The sequence below is a fragment of the Pseudomonas sp. AS2.8 genome (genome assembly GCF_014190935.1).
GTDB lineage: Bacteria > Pseudomonadota > Gammaproteobacteria > Pseudomonadales > Pseudomonadaceae > Chryseomonas.
The window spans coordinates 706,967-724,480 of the sequence record NZ_JACHVV010000001.1; the positions used below are offsets into that span (position 1 = coordinate 706,967).

At 67.9% G+C, this 17,514-nt stretch carries 15 protein-coding genes; 8 read left to right on the forward strand and 7 right to left on the reverse strand.

Annotation, left to right across the window (positions count from 1 at the left end; genetic code table 11):
• Positions 1-243: 243 nt before the first annotated feature.
• Together FHR73_RS03225 and FHR73_RS03230 are read left to right on the forward strand one after the other, a co-directional pair.
• The gene (locus FHR73_RS03225) at positions 244-1,557 is read left to right on the forward strand and encodes a chromosome partitioning protein ParA (protein ID WP_183629542.1); all 1,314 of its coding nucleotides are present in this window, start codon (positions 244-246) and stop codon (positions 1,555-1,557) included.
• An 11-nt stretch (positions 1,558-1,568) separates the two neighbouring features.
• Positions 1,569-2,492: a 1-aminocyclopropane-1-carboxylate deaminase/D-cysteine desulfhydrase gene (locus FHR73_RS03230; protein ID WP_183629543.1), complete on the forward strand. Its 924-nt coding sequence runs from the start codon at positions 1,569-1,571 to the stop codon at positions 2,490-2,492.
• Here FHR73_RS03230 and FHR73_RS03235 read toward each other — a convergent pair.
• Entirely contained in the window at positions 2,465-3,445 is a 981-nt protein-coding gene (locus FHR73_RS03235) for a DUF1853 family protein (protein WP_183629544.1), read from the reverse strand. The genes FHR73_RS03230 and FHR73_RS03235 overlap by 28 nt on opposite strands.
• Before the next feature lie 40 nt (positions 3,446-3,485).
• Between FHR73_RS03235 and FHR73_RS03240 the strand changes: the two genes are divergently transcribed.
• The 3 genes from FHR73_RS03240 to FHR73_RS03250 are packed head-to-tail and all read left to right on the forward strand — an operon-like array spanning position 3,486 to position 6,195.
• Positions 3,486-4,370, forward strand: a complete 885-nt coding sequence (locus FHR73_RS03240) for an NAD(+) kinase (protein ID WP_007158929.1) — start codon at positions 3,486-3,488, stop codon at positions 4,368-4,370.
• Positions 4,370-5,329: a metallophosphoesterase gene (locus FHR73_RS03245; RefSeq protein WP_183629545.1), complete on the forward strand. Its 960-nt coding sequence runs from the start codon at positions 4,370-4,372 to the stop codon at positions 5,327-5,329. Before FHR73_RS03240 ends, FHR73_RS03245 begins: the two co-directional genes overlap by 1 nt.
• Positions 5,326-6,195: a rhomboid family intramembrane serine protease gene (locus FHR73_RS03250; protein ID WP_183629546.1), complete on the forward strand. Its 870-nt coding sequence runs from the start codon at positions 5,326-5,328 to the stop codon at positions 6,193-6,195. Before FHR73_RS03245 ends, FHR73_RS03250 begins: the two co-directional genes overlap by 4 nt.
• Here the strand turns inward: FHR73_RS03250 and FHR73_RS03255 are convergent, their stop codons facing one another.
• Both FHR73_RS03255 and FHR73_RS03260 read right to left on the reverse strand, forming a co-directional pair.
• Positions 6,196-6,519 carry a hypothetical protein gene (locus FHR73_RS03255; protein WP_183629547.1) on the reverse strand — a complete coding sequence of 108 codons (324 nt, stop codon included), beginning with the start codon at positions 6,517-6,519 and terminating at the stop codon, positions 6,196-6,198.
• A gap of 69 nt (positions 6,520-6,588) precedes the next feature.
• On the reverse strand, positions 6,589-8,355 hold the full coding sequence (locus FHR73_RS03260; RefSeq protein WP_183629548.1) for a thiamine pyrophosphate-requiring protein: 1,767 nt from the start codon (positions 8,353-8,355) through the stop codon (positions 6,589-6,591).
• Positions 8,356-8,466: 111 nt separating this feature from the next.
• On the opposite strand from FHR73_RS03260, the gene prmB reads away from it, so the two are divergent.
• The gene (gene prmB / locus FHR73_RS03265; RefSeq protein WP_183629549.1) at positions 8,467-9,381 is read left to right on the forward strand and encodes a 50S ribosomal protein L3 N(5)-glutamine methyltransferase; all 915 of its coding nucleotides are present in this window, start codon (positions 8,467-8,469) and stop codon (positions 9,379-9,381) included.
• Positions 9,382-9,431: 50 nt separating this feature from the next.
• Complete coding sequence (locus FHR73_RS03270) at positions 9,432-10,751, forward strand: DEAD/DEAH box helicase (protein WP_183629550.1); 1,320 nt, start codon at positions 9,432-9,434, stop codon at positions 10,749-10,751.
• A 55-nt stretch (positions 10,752-10,806) separates the two neighbouring features.
• Here the strand turns inward: FHR73_RS03270 and FHR73_RS03275 are convergent, their stop codons facing one another.
• From FHR73_RS03275 to FHR73_RS03290, 4 genes are all read right to left on the reverse strand, one after another.
• A complete protein-coding gene (locus tag FHR73_RS03275) occupies positions 10,807-12,639 on the reverse strand; it encodes a bifunctional diguanylate cyclase/phosphodiesterase (RefSeq protein ID WP_183629551.1) in 1,833 nt (610 codons plus the stop codon).
• A 114-nt stretch (positions 12,640-12,753) separates the two neighbouring features.
• Positions 12,754-13,716 carry an L-histidine N(alpha)-methyltransferase gene (egtD, locus tag FHR73_RS03280; protein ID WP_183629552.1) on the reverse strand — a complete coding sequence of 321 codons (963 nt, stop codon included), beginning with the start codon at positions 13,714-13,716 and terminating at the stop codon, positions 12,754-12,756.
• Between the two features lie 3 nt (positions 13,717-13,719).
• Positions 13,720-15,003, reverse strand: coding sequence for an ergothioneine biosynthesis protein EgtB (egtB, locus tag FHR73_RS03285; RefSeq protein ID WP_183629553.1), 1,284 nt, complete (start codon positions 15,001-15,003; stop codon positions 13,720-13,722).
• Between the two features lie 98 nt (positions 15,004-15,101).
• Positions 15,102-16,328 (reverse strand): carbohydrate porin, encoded by a 1,227-nt coding sequence (locus FHR73_RS03290; protein WP_183629554.1) that lies wholly within the window; start codon positions 16,326-16,328, stop codon positions 15,102-15,104.
• Between the two features lie 206 nt (positions 16,329-16,534).
• On the opposite strand from FHR73_RS03290, the gene FHR73_RS03295 reads away from it, so the two are divergent.
• Positions 16,535-17,479, forward strand: a complete 945-nt coding sequence (locus tag FHR73_RS03295; RefSeq protein WP_183629555.1) for a 2-hydroxyacid dehydrogenase — start codon at positions 16,535-16,537, stop codon at positions 17,477-17,479.
• Positions 17,480-17,514: the final 35 nt, after the last annotated feature.

Sequence of the window (17,514 nt, forward strand, 5' to 3'; positions counted from 1 at the left end):
ATAACATCGGTTCCGGACCGACCCTCGTCCCAATGTCTGGCCTCTCTTCCATCCCGCCGACCAGGATTGGCTAAGCTGCCGTCCTGATGCGTCGGGTGGGGGCCCGGCGCGTCGAAGGAGTCGGGCGGAAACGCGGGTCACCGCGTCGCCGCCAGAGGTCGCGGGCGGACGCAGGTCCGGTCGCCAATTGGCGAGACGCCGGCCTCGGTATTCATGTGGGATCGACAGAGCACGCGGCGAGAGATGGCAGAGACGTTGAACGAAGAGGCGGTACTGACCCCGGTGGTGCTGGGGTTCGGCGACCAGGGTGTGAATCGCGCCTTGCTGTTTCCCGATTTTCAGGCGCTCTGGCAGGGCGACCAGACGCTGCTCGACTGCGCCGGACGGCGCCATCGCTTCGTCTATCTGCTGCTGGACGACCACCGCCGGGTCAAGGCCGCGGTGTTTTTCCTGCTGGCCTTCGATGCCCAGGGCAAACCGCTGCCGGAATGGGACCTGCCGCTGGGAGAGCTGGCCGAGCGCGGCGACGTCGGTCCCGACCTGGGCGCCGGACCGATCCGCCTGGCCAGTCGCAGTCATTGCCCGATTTCCTGGCACCAGGGCGATCTCTGGGATCCGCGCAGCGAGGCCGAGCACGACGACTGGCAGGCGATCCGCGATTGCCTGGGCCTGGTCGCGCCACGCGATGGCGAGGTGGAGCTGGCCGGGGAATACCACCCCAGCGCCGCCGACGGCATCGATGTCGAGGCCCGTCTCGAACGGGTCCGCCGCATCCTCGCCCAGGAACACCAGGAGGCGCTGGACAAGCTGATCGCCGGTCAGCGCACCCGGCTGCTGACCCTGACCCGCCAGCACCAGGAAGACCTGGCGCGCCTGCAGCGCGACGCCGACGAGGTGCGCGCCGCCAAGGCCGAGCTGGAGGTGCGCTACGCCGCCCTGGCCCAGCACCTGGAGCAGCAGCACGAGCAGGCCCGCCAGCAGCGCGAAGAACTCAACGAGCAGATGCGCACCCTGGAGCGCAACGCCCTCTACAAGATCGAGGCGCTGCGCATCCAGTCCGAGGCCGAGAGCGAGGCCCGGGTGGCCGCCGCAGTGGGTGAGCTGAAGAACCAGCTGACCATCCGCGAGGTGGAACTCAAGTACCGCGACGAACTGGACGGCCAGTTGCAGGAAGACATCCGCCAGCTGCGCGAGCGCTGCACCCAGCTGATCGGCGACAGCAACGAAGGCCAGCTGGAGCGCCTGGCGCGCCAGGGCATCCTGTTCGTCACCTTCCAGCCCGGCGCCGGTCATCTGATCCTCAGTCGCCAGGACGTGCCGCGGTTCAGCACCGATCCCCTGGGCTATGTCGCCGAGCACTGCAAGGTCAGTCGCGAGCAATACCAGCGCTGGCTGGAGCACCACCAGCAGCCGGTGTGCCAGGCCGAGGTGGATGGCGAGCGCTGCGGGCGGCCGGTGGTGCGGGTGGAGCATCCCGCCCAGTTCGATCCGCTGCGCTCGACCCTGTGCGCCGAGCACCGCGGCGATGACAGCGATGGCGACGTCGCCAATCTCTGATCTCCTGGCTGATGACCTTTCCCCCGCCCGCCGTGCTCCAGGAGGTGCAGCTCGCCGCCCTGGCGGCGCGCGACCTGCGCCTGGCGGTGCTGCGCCTGGACCAGCGTCCGGCCGCGCATAACGGCAACAAGGGCTACAAGCTGCGGCCCTGGCGCGAACGCCTGGCCCGGGGCGAGGGCCGCGGGCTCATCAGCCTCGGCGGTGCCCACTCCAATCATCTGCATGCGCTGGCCGCTCTGGGTCGGGAGGAGGGCTTCGCCACAGTCGGCCTCTTGCGTGGCGAGCCCTGCCGGACGCCCACCGTCCAGGATCTGCAGGCCGATGGCATGACCCTGCACTGGCTCGGCTATGGCGGCTATCGCCGCCGCCATGACAGCGACTTCTGGCAGCCCTGGCAGGCTCGCTATCCCGAGTTGCTACCCGTTCCCGAAGGCGGCTGCGACGAGCAGGCCGCCGCGGCCTGCGCGGCCATCGTCACGGAGCTGCGCCAGGGCCTCGCCGCCCTGGGCTGGCCCGATTGCCAGCAACTCTGGCTGGCCGCGGGCACCGGCACCACCCTGGCTGGGGTGATCCGCGCCGCCGATCCCGCTTGGCAGGTGGTGGGCGGCCTGGCGGTGCCACCTGGGCATGGGGTCGAAGCCAACCTCGATCGGTTGCTCGCCCAGCACGCCGCCGCGAACTGGCGCCTGCTGGACGCCAGCCGCGGTGGCTTCGGCCGCCTCGATGCCGAACTGGCGCGGGCCATGGAGGAGTTCGAGGCGCAGACCGGGATCGCCCTGGATCCGCTCTATACCGGCAAACTCTGGCTGGCGCTGCGCCAGGCCATCGAGGGTGGGGCAATGGCACCGGGCAGTCGCCTGGTGCTGATCCACAGCGGTGGCCTCCAGGGCCGTCGCGCGCTAGTGCCTCAGCTGGCGGCCTTGGCCGGCGGCTGAGCCGGCCAATCCGCAGGCACCAGGAACAACCGGGCATCCTCGTCGCCGCGTGCATCGCGCCGCACCAGCAATTGCGGCCAGATCGGCTCGCCGTCCGGCAGCGGCAGGCAGGGCGTGTCGGCGACCGCGGGTGCCAGCCAGTGCCCCTTGGGCAGCACCTCCCAGGGACCCTCCGGCAGTTGCCCGCGCGCGCACCACAGCTGGGGTTGCCGGGGTGGCAGGGCCTCCGCCGGCCAGGGCAGGGGGCGATCGAGCGGCTGGAACAGGTAGCCGCCCAGCCACAGCGCCGCCCGCGGCGGGGCGATGTCCAGCGCCGCCAGGCTGGCCTGGGCCAGGGGCGTGGCCGACAGCGGCAGCTGGCGCTGGCGCAGATGGGCGAGCTTGCGCGCCAGCTGGTCCTCGCCACCGGGACCCAGCCAGCGGGGCGTGTCCGGCGGGCCTTCGCCCAGGTAGAACTTCACCGCCAGTTCCAGGTGATGGACCCCCTCGGCGTCTTCCACCAGCAGGTCCAGCTCGCCCAGGGTACGGTCGCCGTCGCGCAGGGGCAGGTTGGCCGCGCGCAACCTGAGTCCCGGCGCCCGGTCCAGGGCGAATTGCCAGAGTCTTTCGTACTGGCGCCCCAGACGGCGGTCGCTGCCCTGGGCGAGCCAGGCCGCGAGGGCCGCGGGGGCCGCGTCCTGTTGCCGCAGCCAGTCGGCCAGTCTTTCGGGATGGCTCGCCCAGTCGCTGGCGGCCAGCGGATGGCGGGTGTCGGCGGCTTCCAGCACGGGCGGGGCGATCAGGGTCCAGGCGAGGTCACGCACCTGGGGCTGGCTCAGGCGGCGGGGCAGGGCGTGCAGCTCGGCGAAGGGCGTCATGGCGCCAGCATAGGCCAAGCCGGGTCGCTGCGGATCACCGGCGGCGACCCGCGGTCGGATGAGGGCGGTTTGCCGCTGCCACGGCCTTTCGCCCATACTTTCCGCACTTTCCAGCCAACGGGGCCGCCGGCGCGTCATGGACTCCTTTCGTAACATCGGCATCATCGGTCGACTCGGCAGCACCCAGGTGCTGGACACCATCCGCCGGCTCAAGACCTTTCTGCTGCAACGCGGGCGCAACGTCATCCTGGAAAACACCATCGCCGAGGTGCTGCCCGGACACGGCCTGCAGACGGTATCGCGCAAGCTCATGGGCGAGATCTGCGACCTGGTGATTGTGGTCGGCGGCGACGGCAGCCTGCTCGGCGCCGCGCGCGCCCTGGTGCGCCCGCGGGTGCCGGTGCTGGGCATCAACCGCGGCAAGCTGGGCTTTCTCACCGACATCCGCCCCGACGAGCTGGAGACCAAGGTCGCCGAGGTGCTCGACGGCCAGTACCTGATGGAGACGCGTTTCCTGCTGGACGCCTTCGTCGAGCGCGGCGGCGAGATGATCGGCCAGGGCGATGCCCTCAACGACGTGGTGCTGCACCCGGGCAAGTCCACCCGGATGATCGAATTCGAGTTGTACATCGACGGCCAGTTCGTCTGCAGCCAGCGCGCCGACGGCCTGATCGTCGCCACCCCCACCGGTTCCACCGCCTACTCGCTGTCGGCGGGCGGCCCCATCATGCATCCCAAGCTGGATGCCATCGTGGTGGTGCCCATGTATCCCCACACCCTGTCCAGCCGACCCATCGTGGTGTCCGGCGACAGCACCCTGTCGATCCTGGTGTCGCCGAACATGACGATCTATCCGCAGGTCTCATGTGATGGCCAGAATCATTTCACCTGCGCACCCGGCGATACCGTGACCATTCAGAAGAAGCCCCACAAGCTCAGGCTGATCCACCCGCTGGATCACAACTACTACGAGATCTGCCGGACCAAGCTCGGCTGGGGCAGTCGCCTGGGAGACGACTGATGCACCGCGGTTACGATCTGATCGGCGACCTCCACGGCTGCGCCCATACCTTGGACCTGCTGCTGGAGCGGCTCGACTACCGGCAGGTGGATGGCGTCTGGCAGCACCCCGAGCGCCAGGCGATCTTTCTCGGTGACCTTGTCGATCGTGGCCCGCGCATCCGCGGCTCGCTGCGCCGGGTACGGGCCATGGTCGAAGGCGGCCATGCCCACTGCATCCTCGGCAATCACGAACTCAATGCCCTGGCCTGGCACACCCCGGCGCTCCCCGGCACTGGGCAGACCTGGGTGCGCGAGCACACGCCGCGCCATCGCCAGCTGATCCAGGAGACCCTGGCGGCCTTCGCCGACCATCCCCGGGAGTGGCAGGACCACCTGCGCTGGTTGTACCGGCTGCCGTTGTGCAGGGACTTCGGTCACTTCCGCATCGTCCATGCCTGCTGGGATCAGCGGCTGATCGACGAATTTCTCCACCATTATCCGGATGCCTGCATCGACGAGGACTTCGTCCGCCAGTCCATCGTCGGCGGCAGCCTGGCCAGTCGGGTCGCCTCGCGCCTGCTCAATGGCGTCTCGCTGCCCTTGCCCCATGGCCTGCGCCTCACCGGCAGTGACGGCTCCGTGCGGGCGCGCTTTCGCACCAAGTTCTGGGAGAGCGATCCCCAGACCTATGGCGACGTCGTTTTCCAGCCCGATGCGCTGCCGGCGGAAATCGCCTGCGAACCCCTGAGCGACGAGGAAAAGGCTGGGCTGCTCTGCTACGGCGAGGATGAGCCGATGCTGTTCGTCGGTCACTACTGGCGCGACGGCCATCCCGAACCCTTGCGGCCCAACCTGGCCTGCTTGGACTACAGCGCGGTCAAGTACGGCAAGCTGGTGGCCTACCGCCTCGATGACGAACGCCAGATCGACCCGGCCAAGTTCGTCTGGATCGACGTCCAGCGCGAGGAGGGACGATGAACCAGCCGCAACCCGTGCTGCGCGTGCCCCTGGGCCAAGACCTGCTGGGCTTCACGCGCCTGCTGCGGCGCCTGCAGATCCGCCATCGGGTGGTCGAAGAGGGCGACAGCCAGGTGCTCTGGGTGCTGGACCCGGCGCGGGTCGAGGAGACCCGCACGCTCTATGAGCGCTATCCCGACGGCGATCCGCGCGGCGAGGTCCAGGCCCGGCGCGGACCCCGGGGCTTCGGTCTGCTGGCGCAACTCAAGGCCAGTCCGGTCAGCGCTATCTTTCTCGCCATCACCCTGTTGCTGGGGCTGGCCACCGAACTGGGCGACAACCTGGCGCTGATCCACTATCTGACGCTGCAGGAATTCCGCCTGATCGACGCCGAGCACATCGCCTTTCTCGATCTCGACGCCAGTCTGGCCCGCGGCGAGTGGTGGCGACTGGTCACCCCGATCTTCCTGCACTTCGGCCTGCTGCACCTGGCGATGAATGCCCTCTGGTACTGGGAACTGGGTCGGCGCATAGAATTCCGCCAGGGCGGCCTGATGCTGCTGCTCCTGACCCTGGTGTTCGCCGCCGGCTCCAACCTGGTGCAGTACGCCTGGACCGGCCCGGCGCTGTTCGGTGGCCTTTCCGGGGTGCTCTATGGCCTGCTCGGCCACTGCTGGCTGTTCCAGTGGCTGGCGCCCAATCCGGCCTATCGCATGCCGCGCGGCGTAGTGGCCATGATGCTGATCTGGCTGGTGATCTGCCTGACCGGCGTCTTCGACCTGCTCGGTTTCGGCTCCATCGCCAATGGCGCCCATGTCGGCGGCCTGGTGCTGGGTTGCCTCACCGGACTGTTGGGCGGTGGCCTGGCACGCCTGCGGCAGCGCTAGCTAGCGCCGCCGCCTGAGCTCGGGCGAGAGGCTTAGGGCATTGCGATAGCGCCAACGCCGCTGGCTACGGCGGCGCAACCAGAGCCCGACGAGCAAGAGCAGCGCACCGCCGCCCAGGAAGCCCTGGGCGGTCTCGCGGGCCAGGGTCAGATAGGGGGCCAGCTGCGGCAGCTGGAGCAGCGCGGCACCGCCCGCCAGCAGCGCGGCCAGGCCGGTTAGCACCAAGAGGGTGCCGAGGCCGGCGGCGAGGGAGGTCAGAAAGGGCCGCCGCAGGCGCAGCGGCGGCGGATCGAAACGGTCTTGCTCGGGCAACTGCATGCTCATACCCCAGGCTCTGTAAGGCCGCCGAGGTTATACGCCTCGGCGATCCTTGGCGAGCCTGAGCGGCGCGGGCTAGCGCAGCAGCTGCCGGGCCCCCTGCTTGAGCATGTCCCAGCGATTCGGATCGCCACTGGCGATAGCGCCGAGGAAGGCCCGGGCCTGCTCGAAGCTGATGTGCGGCGGCAACGGCGGTACGCTGGGATCGGTGACGAATTCCAGCACCACCGGGCGATCCGCCTCGAAGGCCTGCTGCCAGGCATCGGCCACCTCGTCCGGGCGATGGATGCGCAGGCCCTTGAAGCCCAGCAATTCGCCATAGCGGGCATAGGGGAAGTCGAGCACGTCCTGGGCCGGGGCGAACTTGGGATCGCCGGCCAGGGCCCGCTGCTCCCAGGTCACCTGGTTGAGATCGCCGTTGTTGAGCACCATGACGATAAAGGTCGGGTTGCTGAATCTCTTCCAGTACTGCTGCAGGGTGACCAGTTCGGCATTGCCGTTCATCTGCATGGCGCCGTCGCCCACCAGGGCGATCACCGGGCGATCCGGATGGGCGAACTTGGCCGCGATGGCATAGGGAATGCCGCAGCCCATGGTCGCCAGCTTGCCCGACAGCGACCCCAGCATCTGCCCGCTCATGCGGATGTCGCGGGCATACCAGTTGGTGTGGGAACCGCTGTCGCCGCAGAGGATGGCGTCGCGCGGCAACTGGCTGGACAGTTCATGGAACACCCGCTGCGGATTGATCGGATCGGCGGGTGCCAGGGCGCGCTGCTCGATGGAGTGCCAGGAAGCGGCCACGCTCTTCTCGATGCGGGCCCGCCATTTGTCGTGCGGCTTGCTCTGCAGCAGCGGCAGCAGGCGCCGCAGGGTCTCGGCGGCATCGCCTAGCAACGGCTGCTCGATGGGATACCTCATGCTGATGTTGCGGGCATGCAGGTCGATCTGCACCGCTCGCGCCTGGCCTTCCTGGGGCAGGAATTCGGTATAGGGAAAGGTCGAGCCGACGATCAGCAGGGTGTCGCATTCCTTCATCAGCAGATCGCTGGCCTCGGTGCCGAGCAGGCCGATGGAGCCGGTGACATAGGGCAATTCGTCGGAGAGCACACCCTTGCCCAGCAGCGCCTTGGCCACCCCGGCGCTGAGCTTCTCGGCCACCGCCATCACCTCGCTACGCGCCTGCAGGGCGCCGGCGCCTACCAGCAGGGCCACCTTCTTGCCGGCATTGAGGATGTCGGCGGCGGCCTGCAGGTCGTCTTCCTGGGCATAGGGTCGCGGCGGGATGGCGCCGGCACCGGAAAGGACATTGGCATGCTGGTGCGGCGGGCTTTCCACCGCCGGCAGCTGCTGGATATCGTTGGGAATGATCACCGTGGCCACCTGGCGCTCGGCGATGGCCACGCGAAAGGCGCGGTCGATGACATGGCGCAGCTGCGCCGGATGCACCACCGTCTCCACATAGGCGGAAACGTCCTTGAACAGGGTGTGCAGGTCGACTTCCTGCTGGTAGTCGCTGCCGAGCGAAGAGGCGGCTTGCTGGCCGACCAGGGCGACCACCGGCATATGGTCCATCTTGGCGTCGTACAGGCCGTTGAGCAGGTGGATGGCGCCGGGCCCGGAGGTGGCCAGGCAGACGCCCACCTCGCCGGTGAACTTGGCATGGGCACAGGCCATGAAAGCGGCCATCTCTTCGTGGCGCACCCGTACGTAGTCGAACTGCTCGGCCACCCGCCCCAGGGCGCCCATGATGCCGTTGATGCCATCGCCGGGATAACCGAAGATGCGCTCGACGTTCCACTGGCCGAGTCGCTCCCAGAGATGGTCGGCTACGGTCTTGCTCATGACGTTCTCCTCGTTGAAGGTCTAGGGTTAGGAAGAAGGGGTCTGGCGTTAAGTTCCTGCAGCCGGACCGGGCGCGGGGTAGAATGCGCGGCTGATCATCCGGAGCCTTTCATGAGCGAATCCCGCCTGCGCACCTTGCGCGACCACATCCGCTGGGCCGTCAGCCGCTTCCATGCCGAAGAGCTGTTCTTCGGCCATGGCCACGACAACGCCTGGGACGAGGCCCGCGCCCTGGTGCTGGGTGCCGTGCACCTGCCCTGGGACACCGCCGATCGCTACCTGGACTGCGCCCTGGAAGACGACGAGCGCTACGCACTCGGGGTGCTGCTGCACAAGCGCATCCAGGAGCGCGTGCCGACTGCCTATCTGCTCGGCGAAGCCTGGTTCTGCGGCCTGCCGTTCACCGTCGACGAGCGGGTACTGGTGCCACGTTCGCCCATCGGCGAGCTGATCGAAGCGCAATTTGTCCCCTGGCTGCCGGCCGCGCCGGCGCGCATCCTCGATCTCTGCACCGGCTCGGGCTGCATCGGCATCGCCTGCGCCTATGCCTTCCCCGCGGCCGAGGTGGCCCTGGGCGATCTGTCCTACGACGCCCTCGAAGTGGCCTGGCAGAACATCGAGCGCCACGACCTAGAGGATCGCGTCTATACCGTCCAGGGCGACGGCTTCGCCGGACTGCCGGGGCAGCGTTTCGATCTGATCGTCAGCAATCCGCCCTATGTGGATGCCGAGGATTTCGCCGACATGCCGGCCGAATACCAGCACGAACCGGCCCTGGGCCTGGCCTGTGGCGAGGACGGCCTGGATCTGGTGCGGCGGATGCTGGCCGAGGCCGCCGATCACCTCACCGAACAGGGCATCCTGATCGTCGAGGTGGGTAACAGCCAGGTCCACGTCGAGGCGCTCTATCCGGAAGTCGATTTCACCTGGCTCGAATTCGAGCGTGGCGGCCATGGCGTCTTCCTGCTGGCCGCCGCCCAGTGCCGCGAGCACCAGGCGCTGTTCCGCAGCCGTCTGGTCCCCTGATCACCTGCGGTCGCCCGCGGCGGCCGCCCTTTCTTTACCGAGGTCTACCCGTGTTTACCGAACTCGCTCTGCACGAGCGCCTGCTCAAGGCCCTCGATACCCTGGGCTTTAAGACGCCCACCCCGGTCCAGGCCGCTGCCGTGGGCCCCGCCCTGGAAGGCCACGACCTGCGTGTCACCGCCCGCACCGGCAGTGGCAAGACCGCCGCCTTCCTGCTGCCGCTGCTGGATCGCCTGCTCAAGGATCCCAAGCCCCGCTCCGGCGCCCGTGCCCTGATCCTGCTGCCGACCCGCGAGCTGGCCCAGCAGACCGCCAAGGAAATCGAACGCTTCGGCCAGTTCACCTTTCTCAAGGCCGGCCTGGTGATCGGCGGCGAGGACTTCCGCGTCCAGGCCGCCGGCCTGCGCAAGAATCCGGAAATCCTGGTGGCCACCCCCGGACGCCTGCTGGAGCAGCGCAACGCCGGCAACGTCAACCTGAAAGACATCGAGATGCTGGTACTCGACGAAGCCGACCGCATGCTGGACATGGGCTTTTCCGAGGACGTGCTGCAGATCGCCGCGAGTTGCGAGCGGGAAGGTCGCCAGACCCTGCTGTTCTCCGCGACCAGCGGTGGCAACAGCCTGCGTCAGGTGGTCGAGCAGGTCCTGCGCGAGCCGCAGAATCTCATGCTGGACCGCACGGGCGAACTCAACGAAGCCGTGCTGCAGCAGGTGATCCTGGCCGACGAGCCGCCGCACAAGGAGCGCCTGCTGCAGTGGCTGCTGGCCAACGAGACCTATCGCAAGGCCATCGTCTTCACCAACACCAAGGTGCAGGCCGATCGCCTGACCGGCCGCCTGGTGGCCGAGGGCCTCAAGGTCTTCGTGCTGCACGGCGACAAGGACACCAAGGACCGCAAGCTGGCCGTGGAGCGGCTGCAGAGCGGCGCGGTCAAGGTGCTGATCGCCACCGACGTGGCCGCCCGTGGCCTGGACGTCGACGGCCTGGACCTGGTGATCAACTACGACCTGCCGCGCAGTGGCGACGAATACGTCCACCGCATCGGCCGCACCGGCCGCGCCGGCGAGGCCGGTCTGGCGATTTCCTTCGTCACCCATGGCGACTGGAATTTGATGTCCAGCATCGAGCGCTATCTCAAGCTGAGATTCGAGCGCCGTCACCTGCCGGGTCTCAAGGCCAGCTACAACGGTCCGAAAAAGCTCAAGGCGTCGGGCAAGGCCGCCGGCGTGAAGAAGAAAAAGACCGAGGGCAAGAAGGACGGCAAGGCCAAGACCAAGGCCAAACCCAAGTCCGAGCGCCGCCCCGGCGCCCTGGTGCCGACCTCGGCCGACGGCTTCGCGCCGCCGCGCAAGCGCACCCAGGAGTGATCCCGCGCCGGGCCTGAGGCGCCAACCCGCGGCGAGACCGCGGGGCAGGGCGGACTCAGTGCTTGGCGGCGTTGTCGAACAGCTGGAAGACCGGGGCGCGGCGGGTCGAGCGTTGCAGATCCGGTTGCTGGATCAGCAGCCAGGCCTGCAACTCCGGTTCGGGCATGGGCTTGCCGATCCAGAAGCCCTGGCCTTCGTCGCAGCCCATGGCCAGCAGGCTGGCCAGGGCCTCGGCGGTCTCGATACCCTCGGCGGTGATGCGAAAGCCCAGTTGATGGGACAGTTCGATCAGCGAACTGACGATCAGCCGGTCCTTGGTGCGATGGGTCAGCTCGCGCACGAAGCTGCGGTCGATCTTGATGGTGTCGGCCGGCAATTCGCGCAGGTGCGAGAGGTTGTTGTAGCCGGTCCCGAAGTCGTCGATGGCGATGCCGATGCCCAGCTCGCGCAGGGCGGCCAGCTGGCGATGGATCAGGGCCACGTCACCCAGCAGGGCATTCTCGGTGACCTCCAGCTCCAGGCGCCGGGGATTGACCGGATAGCGCTGCAGCAACTCGGTGGTCTGCTCGGTGAAGTCCGGATCGTTCAGGTCGTGGGCGGAGATGTTGATCGCCACGCCCAGACTCCGGCCCTCCCGCTGCCAGGTATAGGCCTGGCTGATGGCCTGTTGCATCACCCAGCGACTCAGGGCGGTGATCAGTGCGGTCTTTTCCGCCAGCGGAATGAATTCCGCCGGACTGACCGGGCCCAGGTGCGGATGCTGCCAGCGCAGCAGTGCCTCGACGCTGTGGCAGCGACCGGTGGCCAGGTCGATGCGCGGCTGGTAGACCAGGCTCAGCTGATCCTCGGCGCGCAGCGCCTGGGGCAGGGCGCTGAGCAGGGCGAAGGCGCGGCGGTAGGCGGCGTCGTGCTGCGGATCGAAATGCCGGCAGCCGCGCATCTCGGCGCGGGCATCGTCGGCGGTGGCGATCAGCGCGCGCAGCCAGTCGGCCGGGTGATCGTCGGTCAGGGACATCACCCCCAGGCCCAGGCGGGTCTGGATGGGAATGCCGTTGTAGTCGAGCACCCCGGTCAATTCCTCCTGCAGGCGTTCGAGCAGCGCCTGTTGCGCGGCCTCGTCGGCGTCGTGCAGCAGAAAGCCGAAGCGAGCCGGCCCCAGGCGATACAGGGGCAGCTCGACCGGCAACAGGCGCCGCAGGTGCTGCTTGATGGCGCGCTGCAGGCCATCGAAGTGCGCCTGGCCCATGGCCTTGATGAAGTCGTTGAGATAGCTCTGGGCGAACAGATCGGCCGCCACGGCCACCACGCGGGTGCCCGCCCGGGTGAGGGCTTCGGCATCTTCGATGAAGCGCTGGCCATTGGGCAGTTGGGTGACCGGATCCCAGAAGGCCTCGGTACGCAGCAATTCGATGTGCTGGCTGGCGAGGGCCGCCAGTTGCTGCAGCGCTATCAGCCGATCCTGGGGCAGGGCGGCGCGGGGCGCCGAATCGAACAGGCAGAGGCTGCCGAGCATCAGCCCTTCGGTCGTGCGCAGCGGTGCGCCCAGGTAATAGCGGATGTGGGGCGCGCCCGTGACCACCTGGAGATCGGCGAAGCGGGCGTCGTTGCGGGCGTCTTCCACCTGCAGCGGCAGGTTGGTTTCCTGCAGGTGCTGGCAGAACGACTGGCCGCGCGGCACGGTCAGGGGCGCGCAGCCCACGGTGGCTCGACAATGGACCTGCTGGCCGTCAAGAAAGCAGATCATTGCATAGGGGACGTCGAACAGCCGCGCGCAGAGATCGGTGAGATCTTGGAAGGCACGGTCGGAAGGACGATCGATCAAGGCGAGATCGCGCAGCAGTGCAAGACGCTGGCGTTCATTGGCCGCAGTGAGTGGAGCGGGCTCCATAGCAACGTCTCGGTGCGCTGTAGTAGCAGATTGCTACTTAGAGCGTGATCGGGTCGAGAGTTCCCTCACCACCCGCCTCACACTCTGCCAGTCGTCATTTATCTGTCGAAAGGCTCAGGCCGCGAAGTAGAAGACGGCGAACAGCGCCTGGGGGTCGGTCCACACCCGCACCTGTCTGAAACCGGCGTCTTCGGCCAGCGCACGAAAGCTCTCCAGGCTGTACTTGTAGGAATTCTCGGTATGCAGTCGCTCCCCTTCATGGAAGGTGAATCGACGCCCTTCGAGATGTACGGTCTGGTCGCGGGTGCTGACTAGGTGCATCTCGATGCGCGCCTGTTCCTCGTTGAAGAAGGCCAGGTGCCGAAAGCGCTGCGGATCCAGGTCGGTGTCCAGCTCGCGGCAGATGCGTTCGAGCAGGTTGAGATTGAAGTCGGCGGTCACCCCAGCGGCGTCGTTGTAGGCCGCATCCAGCCGCGCCTTGTCCTTGATCAGGTCCACCCCGATCAGCAGGCCCCCGGTCGCCGGCAGCATCCGGTGCAGGTTGCGCAGGAAGACGCCGGCTTCTTCCGGGGTGAAGTTGCCGATGCTCGAGCCGGGAAAGAAGGCGATCGGGCGCAGGCCGTCGAGACTGTTGGGCAGGGTCATGGGCCGGCTGAAGTCGGCGCAAGCGGCGCTGACGTCCAGCCAGGGATAGTCGGCCGCCAGGCGCTGGGTGCTGCTGAGCAGGAATTCCCGGGAGATGTCGATGCCCAGGTAGCCGGCCGGGTGCATGGCTTCCAGCAGCAGGCGAACCTTGCGACTGGCGCCGCTGCCCAGTTCGACCAGGGCGGCGTCGCGCCCGGCCAGGCGGGCGATCTCTCCGGCCGCCGTGGTGAGGATGCCCTCTTCGGTACGGGTGGGATAGTACTCGGGCTGCCGGGTGATGGCCTCGAACAACTCGGATCCGCGCTGATCGTAGAAATACTTGGGCGACAGCGCCTTGGGGGTCTGGGCGAAGCCCTGGAGCACATCGTCCCGCAACGAGCTGTCGGCGACGGTCGCCGGTTGCTGATCGAAGAAGCGCACGGCTAGGGCCATGGGTCAGACCTCTCTGGCCAGGCGCAGGCCGGAGAACTGCCAGCGCATGGTGGGATAGAAGAAGTTGCGGTAGGAGGCGCGCACATGGTCCTGGGGCGTGGCGCAGCAGCCACCGCGCAGGACCATCTGGCCGGACATGAACTTGCCGTTGTATTCGCCCAGGCTGCCCGGCAGCGGTTTGAAGCCGGGGTAGGGGCGGAAGGCGCTGCCGGTCCACTCCCAGACATCGCCAAACAGCTGGCGCATGCCCTGGTCCGTGTTGGCGACCGGTTGCAGGTGATCCTGGTCGACGAAGTTGCCCTGGATCGGCTGGCGCGCCGCCACGGTTTCCCATTCCGCCTCGGTGGGCAGCCGCGCGCCGGCCCAGCTGGCGTAGGCATCGGCTTCGTAGAAGCTCAGGTGGCAGACCGGCGCGGTCGGATCCACCGGGGCCAGGCCGCTCAGGGTGAAGTGATGCCAGACGCCGTCGAGCTTCTGCCAGTACAGCGGCGCCTGCCAGCCGAGGGTGCGGATGGCTGCGGCGCCGTCGGACAGCCAGAGATCGCTGCGGCCGTAGCCGTTGTCTTCGATGAAGTCCAGGTATTCGCCATTGGTGATCAGCCGATCGGCCAGCTGGAAATCGTCGACGAATTGCCGATGGACCGGCGTCTCGCAGTCGAAGGCGAAGCCTTTGCCGCCATGGCCGACATGCCGGACGCCGCCCGGATGGGCTTCCCAACCCAGGGGCGCGACCGCGCCCGCGGGGCCCTTGGCCAGGTCGGTGCGATAGACCGGATGCAGCGGGTTCTGCGCCAGGATGTGCTTGATGTCCATGAGCAGCAATTCCTGGTGCTGCTGTTCGTGGTGCAGACCGAGTTCCAGGCGTCGGGCGATCTCGGCGGCATGTTCGGCGGGCGGCGCGCTGAGCAGCTCGGCCATGGCCGTGTCCACCGCCGCGCGAAAGCGATAGACGTCGTCCACGCCCGGCCGCGACAGGTGCCCGCGGGCCGCCCGGGGGAAGGGCTTGCCGTGGGTCTCGTAATAGGAGTTGAACAGGTAGTCGTAGGCCGGATTGGGCGTCTGGTAACCCTTCAGGAAGGGCTTGAGGATGAAGGCCTCGAAGAACCAGGTGACGTGGGCCAGGTGCCATTTCGGCGGACTGACGTCGGCCATGCTCTGGATGACGTAATCCTCGACGGTGAGCGGGGCGCAGAGCGCCTCGCTGGCGGCCCGGACTCGCCGAAAGCGCTCCAGCGGGGTGGCGGCGGCAAGGCTCGCGGCGGGCAGTGTGCGGGCGAGAGGATTCATGGCGATTTCCCTGATCGGTCTTCCTGTGGTCAGGAAACCGACCGGGCGGCCTACGTTTAGTTCGCCCGGTTATGACGGGCGGTCTCGCTCGCTGCCGTCTACCACCAGGTTTCCAGCTGCACACCGAAGTTGTTGCCGTGGCGGGCATCGCCGAAGGCGCCGCTGTCGGACAGCGCCGTACCGGCCACGGCAGCGTCCTGGGCGCCACGATTCCAGCTCGCGTAGGTCCAGTAGAGGCGGATCTCCGGGCGGTCCATCAGCCCCATGCCGCCCAGCGCCAGGGTCGGCGCCACGGTGACCTTGTTCAGCGTGCGGGTGGCACCGCTGTCGGGGTGGATCTGGTCGTGGCCGAACTCCACCTGCAGCTTGAACAGGCGGGTGAAGGCATAGCTGGGCCGTACGCCAAAGGAATACCAGGTCTGGCCGCCATCGCCCGGCGCCCGGTCGCGCTGGTAGAGCGCCAGCAACTGGCCGCCGAAGCGCGGGGTGAGCTGCCAGCGCGGCGATTCGAGCACGCGCAGGCTTTCGTAGTCCCGGTCGGCGGTCAGGCTGCCGGTGGCGCCCAGGCCGGTGCCCGGACCGCGGCCGTATTGCACGGTGAAGACGTTGACCCCGCCAAAGAACTGCGACTGCTTGTGCTCGGCGGTGGCCGACCAGCCGCTATGGGCGTTCTGCACCTGGCCGGCGCGCTGGATGTAGGACAGGCCCAGTTCGATCTCGCCGCCGGGATTGGTCTTGATGCCGCCCAGGTTCAGGTCGTGGCGATTGGCCTTGTCCGGCTGGTCGACGTTGTCTTCGCGACTGAAGGCGTAGCTCAGGCGCAGGCCGCTGTCGCCCAGGCCGTAGTCTTCCACGCCGAAACCGGTGCCGCTCGGATTCCAGTAGTAGAAGTCGTTGATATGGATGTCGTGACGCTTGTAGTAGCGGCGACCGGCCCAGAGTCCGCCGCCATTGAGCGCCGGCAGGCTGAGGCTGGTCCAGATCTGCGGCAGGCGCACGTTGCCGTTGTCGCCGCTGAAGGTGGGAGTCTGGTCATAGACGTTGTAGAGGCTGGCCATGCCGTGCACCTTGAGTTCGGTGCCATCGCCGCCCTTGTACAGGGTCTGGTGCAGTTCGAGTTCCCAGTAGGTCTCGCATTCGTTACCCAGGCGGTACTTGGCCGGTGCCCCGGGCAGCTGGAAGCAGCTCTGCTTGCCGCCTTCCGCGGAGCCACCGACACCTACCCGGCCGTAGCCGCTGAATTCCAGCGCCGTGGCGCTCAGCGGCAGACCGGCGAGCAAGGCGAGGCAGGAGGCGGTGCCGGCCTGGCGGAGAACTCTTGTCATCCCGAAAATCCCTGTGTGGTTGGCGGACGCCGATCGGACCTGGGGTCGGGGCGCCAAGTTGCACGAAAATCCCGGCAGATCAGGGACTTGGCTAAGCTCTGAAGCTAGGCTTTAGGCGGTTGAAAGCAGCGGCCTAAAGAGAATGGTTGACGACCACGGCTCCTGCTGGCGACGCTTGGGTTTTGCCTCAGGGAAAGTATTACAAGATGAAACAGACATTGCTGATGGCCCCGCAATTGCCCCAGGGACTGGTGACCCAGCTCGAAGCCCACTACCGGGTTCTGGGTCCCTTTCCCTCAGCCGATCCCGCGGCGCTGCCCGCCGGGGCCGAGGAAGCCGTGGCGCTGCTGACCATCGGTGGCCTGCCGACCCACGCCGCGCTGCTGGACGCCCTGCCGGCCCTGCGCCTGGTGGCCTGCTACGGCACCGGCTACGAGGGAGTCGACCTGGCGGCCTGTCGCGAGCGCGGCATCGCCGTGACCACCGCCGGTGACGCCAATGCTACCGCCGTGGCGGAATTCACCTTTGGCCTGATCCTGGCCAGCGCGCGCCGCCTGCTGCAGGGCGATGCCTTCGTCCGCAGCGGCCGCTGGCAGGGCAACGCCATCGAGCGCATGCCCCAGGTCCCGGGCCTGGCCGGGCGGCGCCTGGGCATCTATGGCCTGGGCGAGATCGGCCAGCGCATCGCCCGGCGCGGCGAAGCTTTCGACATGGAAATCGGCTACTTCAATCGCTCAAAGCGGGAGGGGCTGGACTACACCTACCATGGCAGCCTGCTGGAGCTGGCGCGCTGGAGCGATGTGCTGGTGGTGGCGGTCCGCGCCAGCGCCGAGACCGTGGGGGCGGTGGATGCCGAGGTCCTGGCCGCGCTGGGGGCGGAGGGCCATCTGGTCAATATCTCCCGCGGCAGCGTGGTCGACGAGGATGCCCTGGCCGACGCCCTGGAGCAGGGGGTGATCGCCGGCGCCGCGCTGGATGTCTTCGCCCACGAACCCGCGGTGCCCGAGCGCCTCCGCCAGCAGCCTAACCTGGTGCTCAGCCCCCATGTCGCCGCCAATGCGGCCTCGGCCCAGACCGCCCAGCAGCAGGTGATGCTGGCCAATATCGAGGCCAAGCTGCAGGGCGGGGAGCTGCGCAATCGCATCGCCTGAGCCGCCGGTCGGCTTGGGTTGTGGCCCCTGATGGC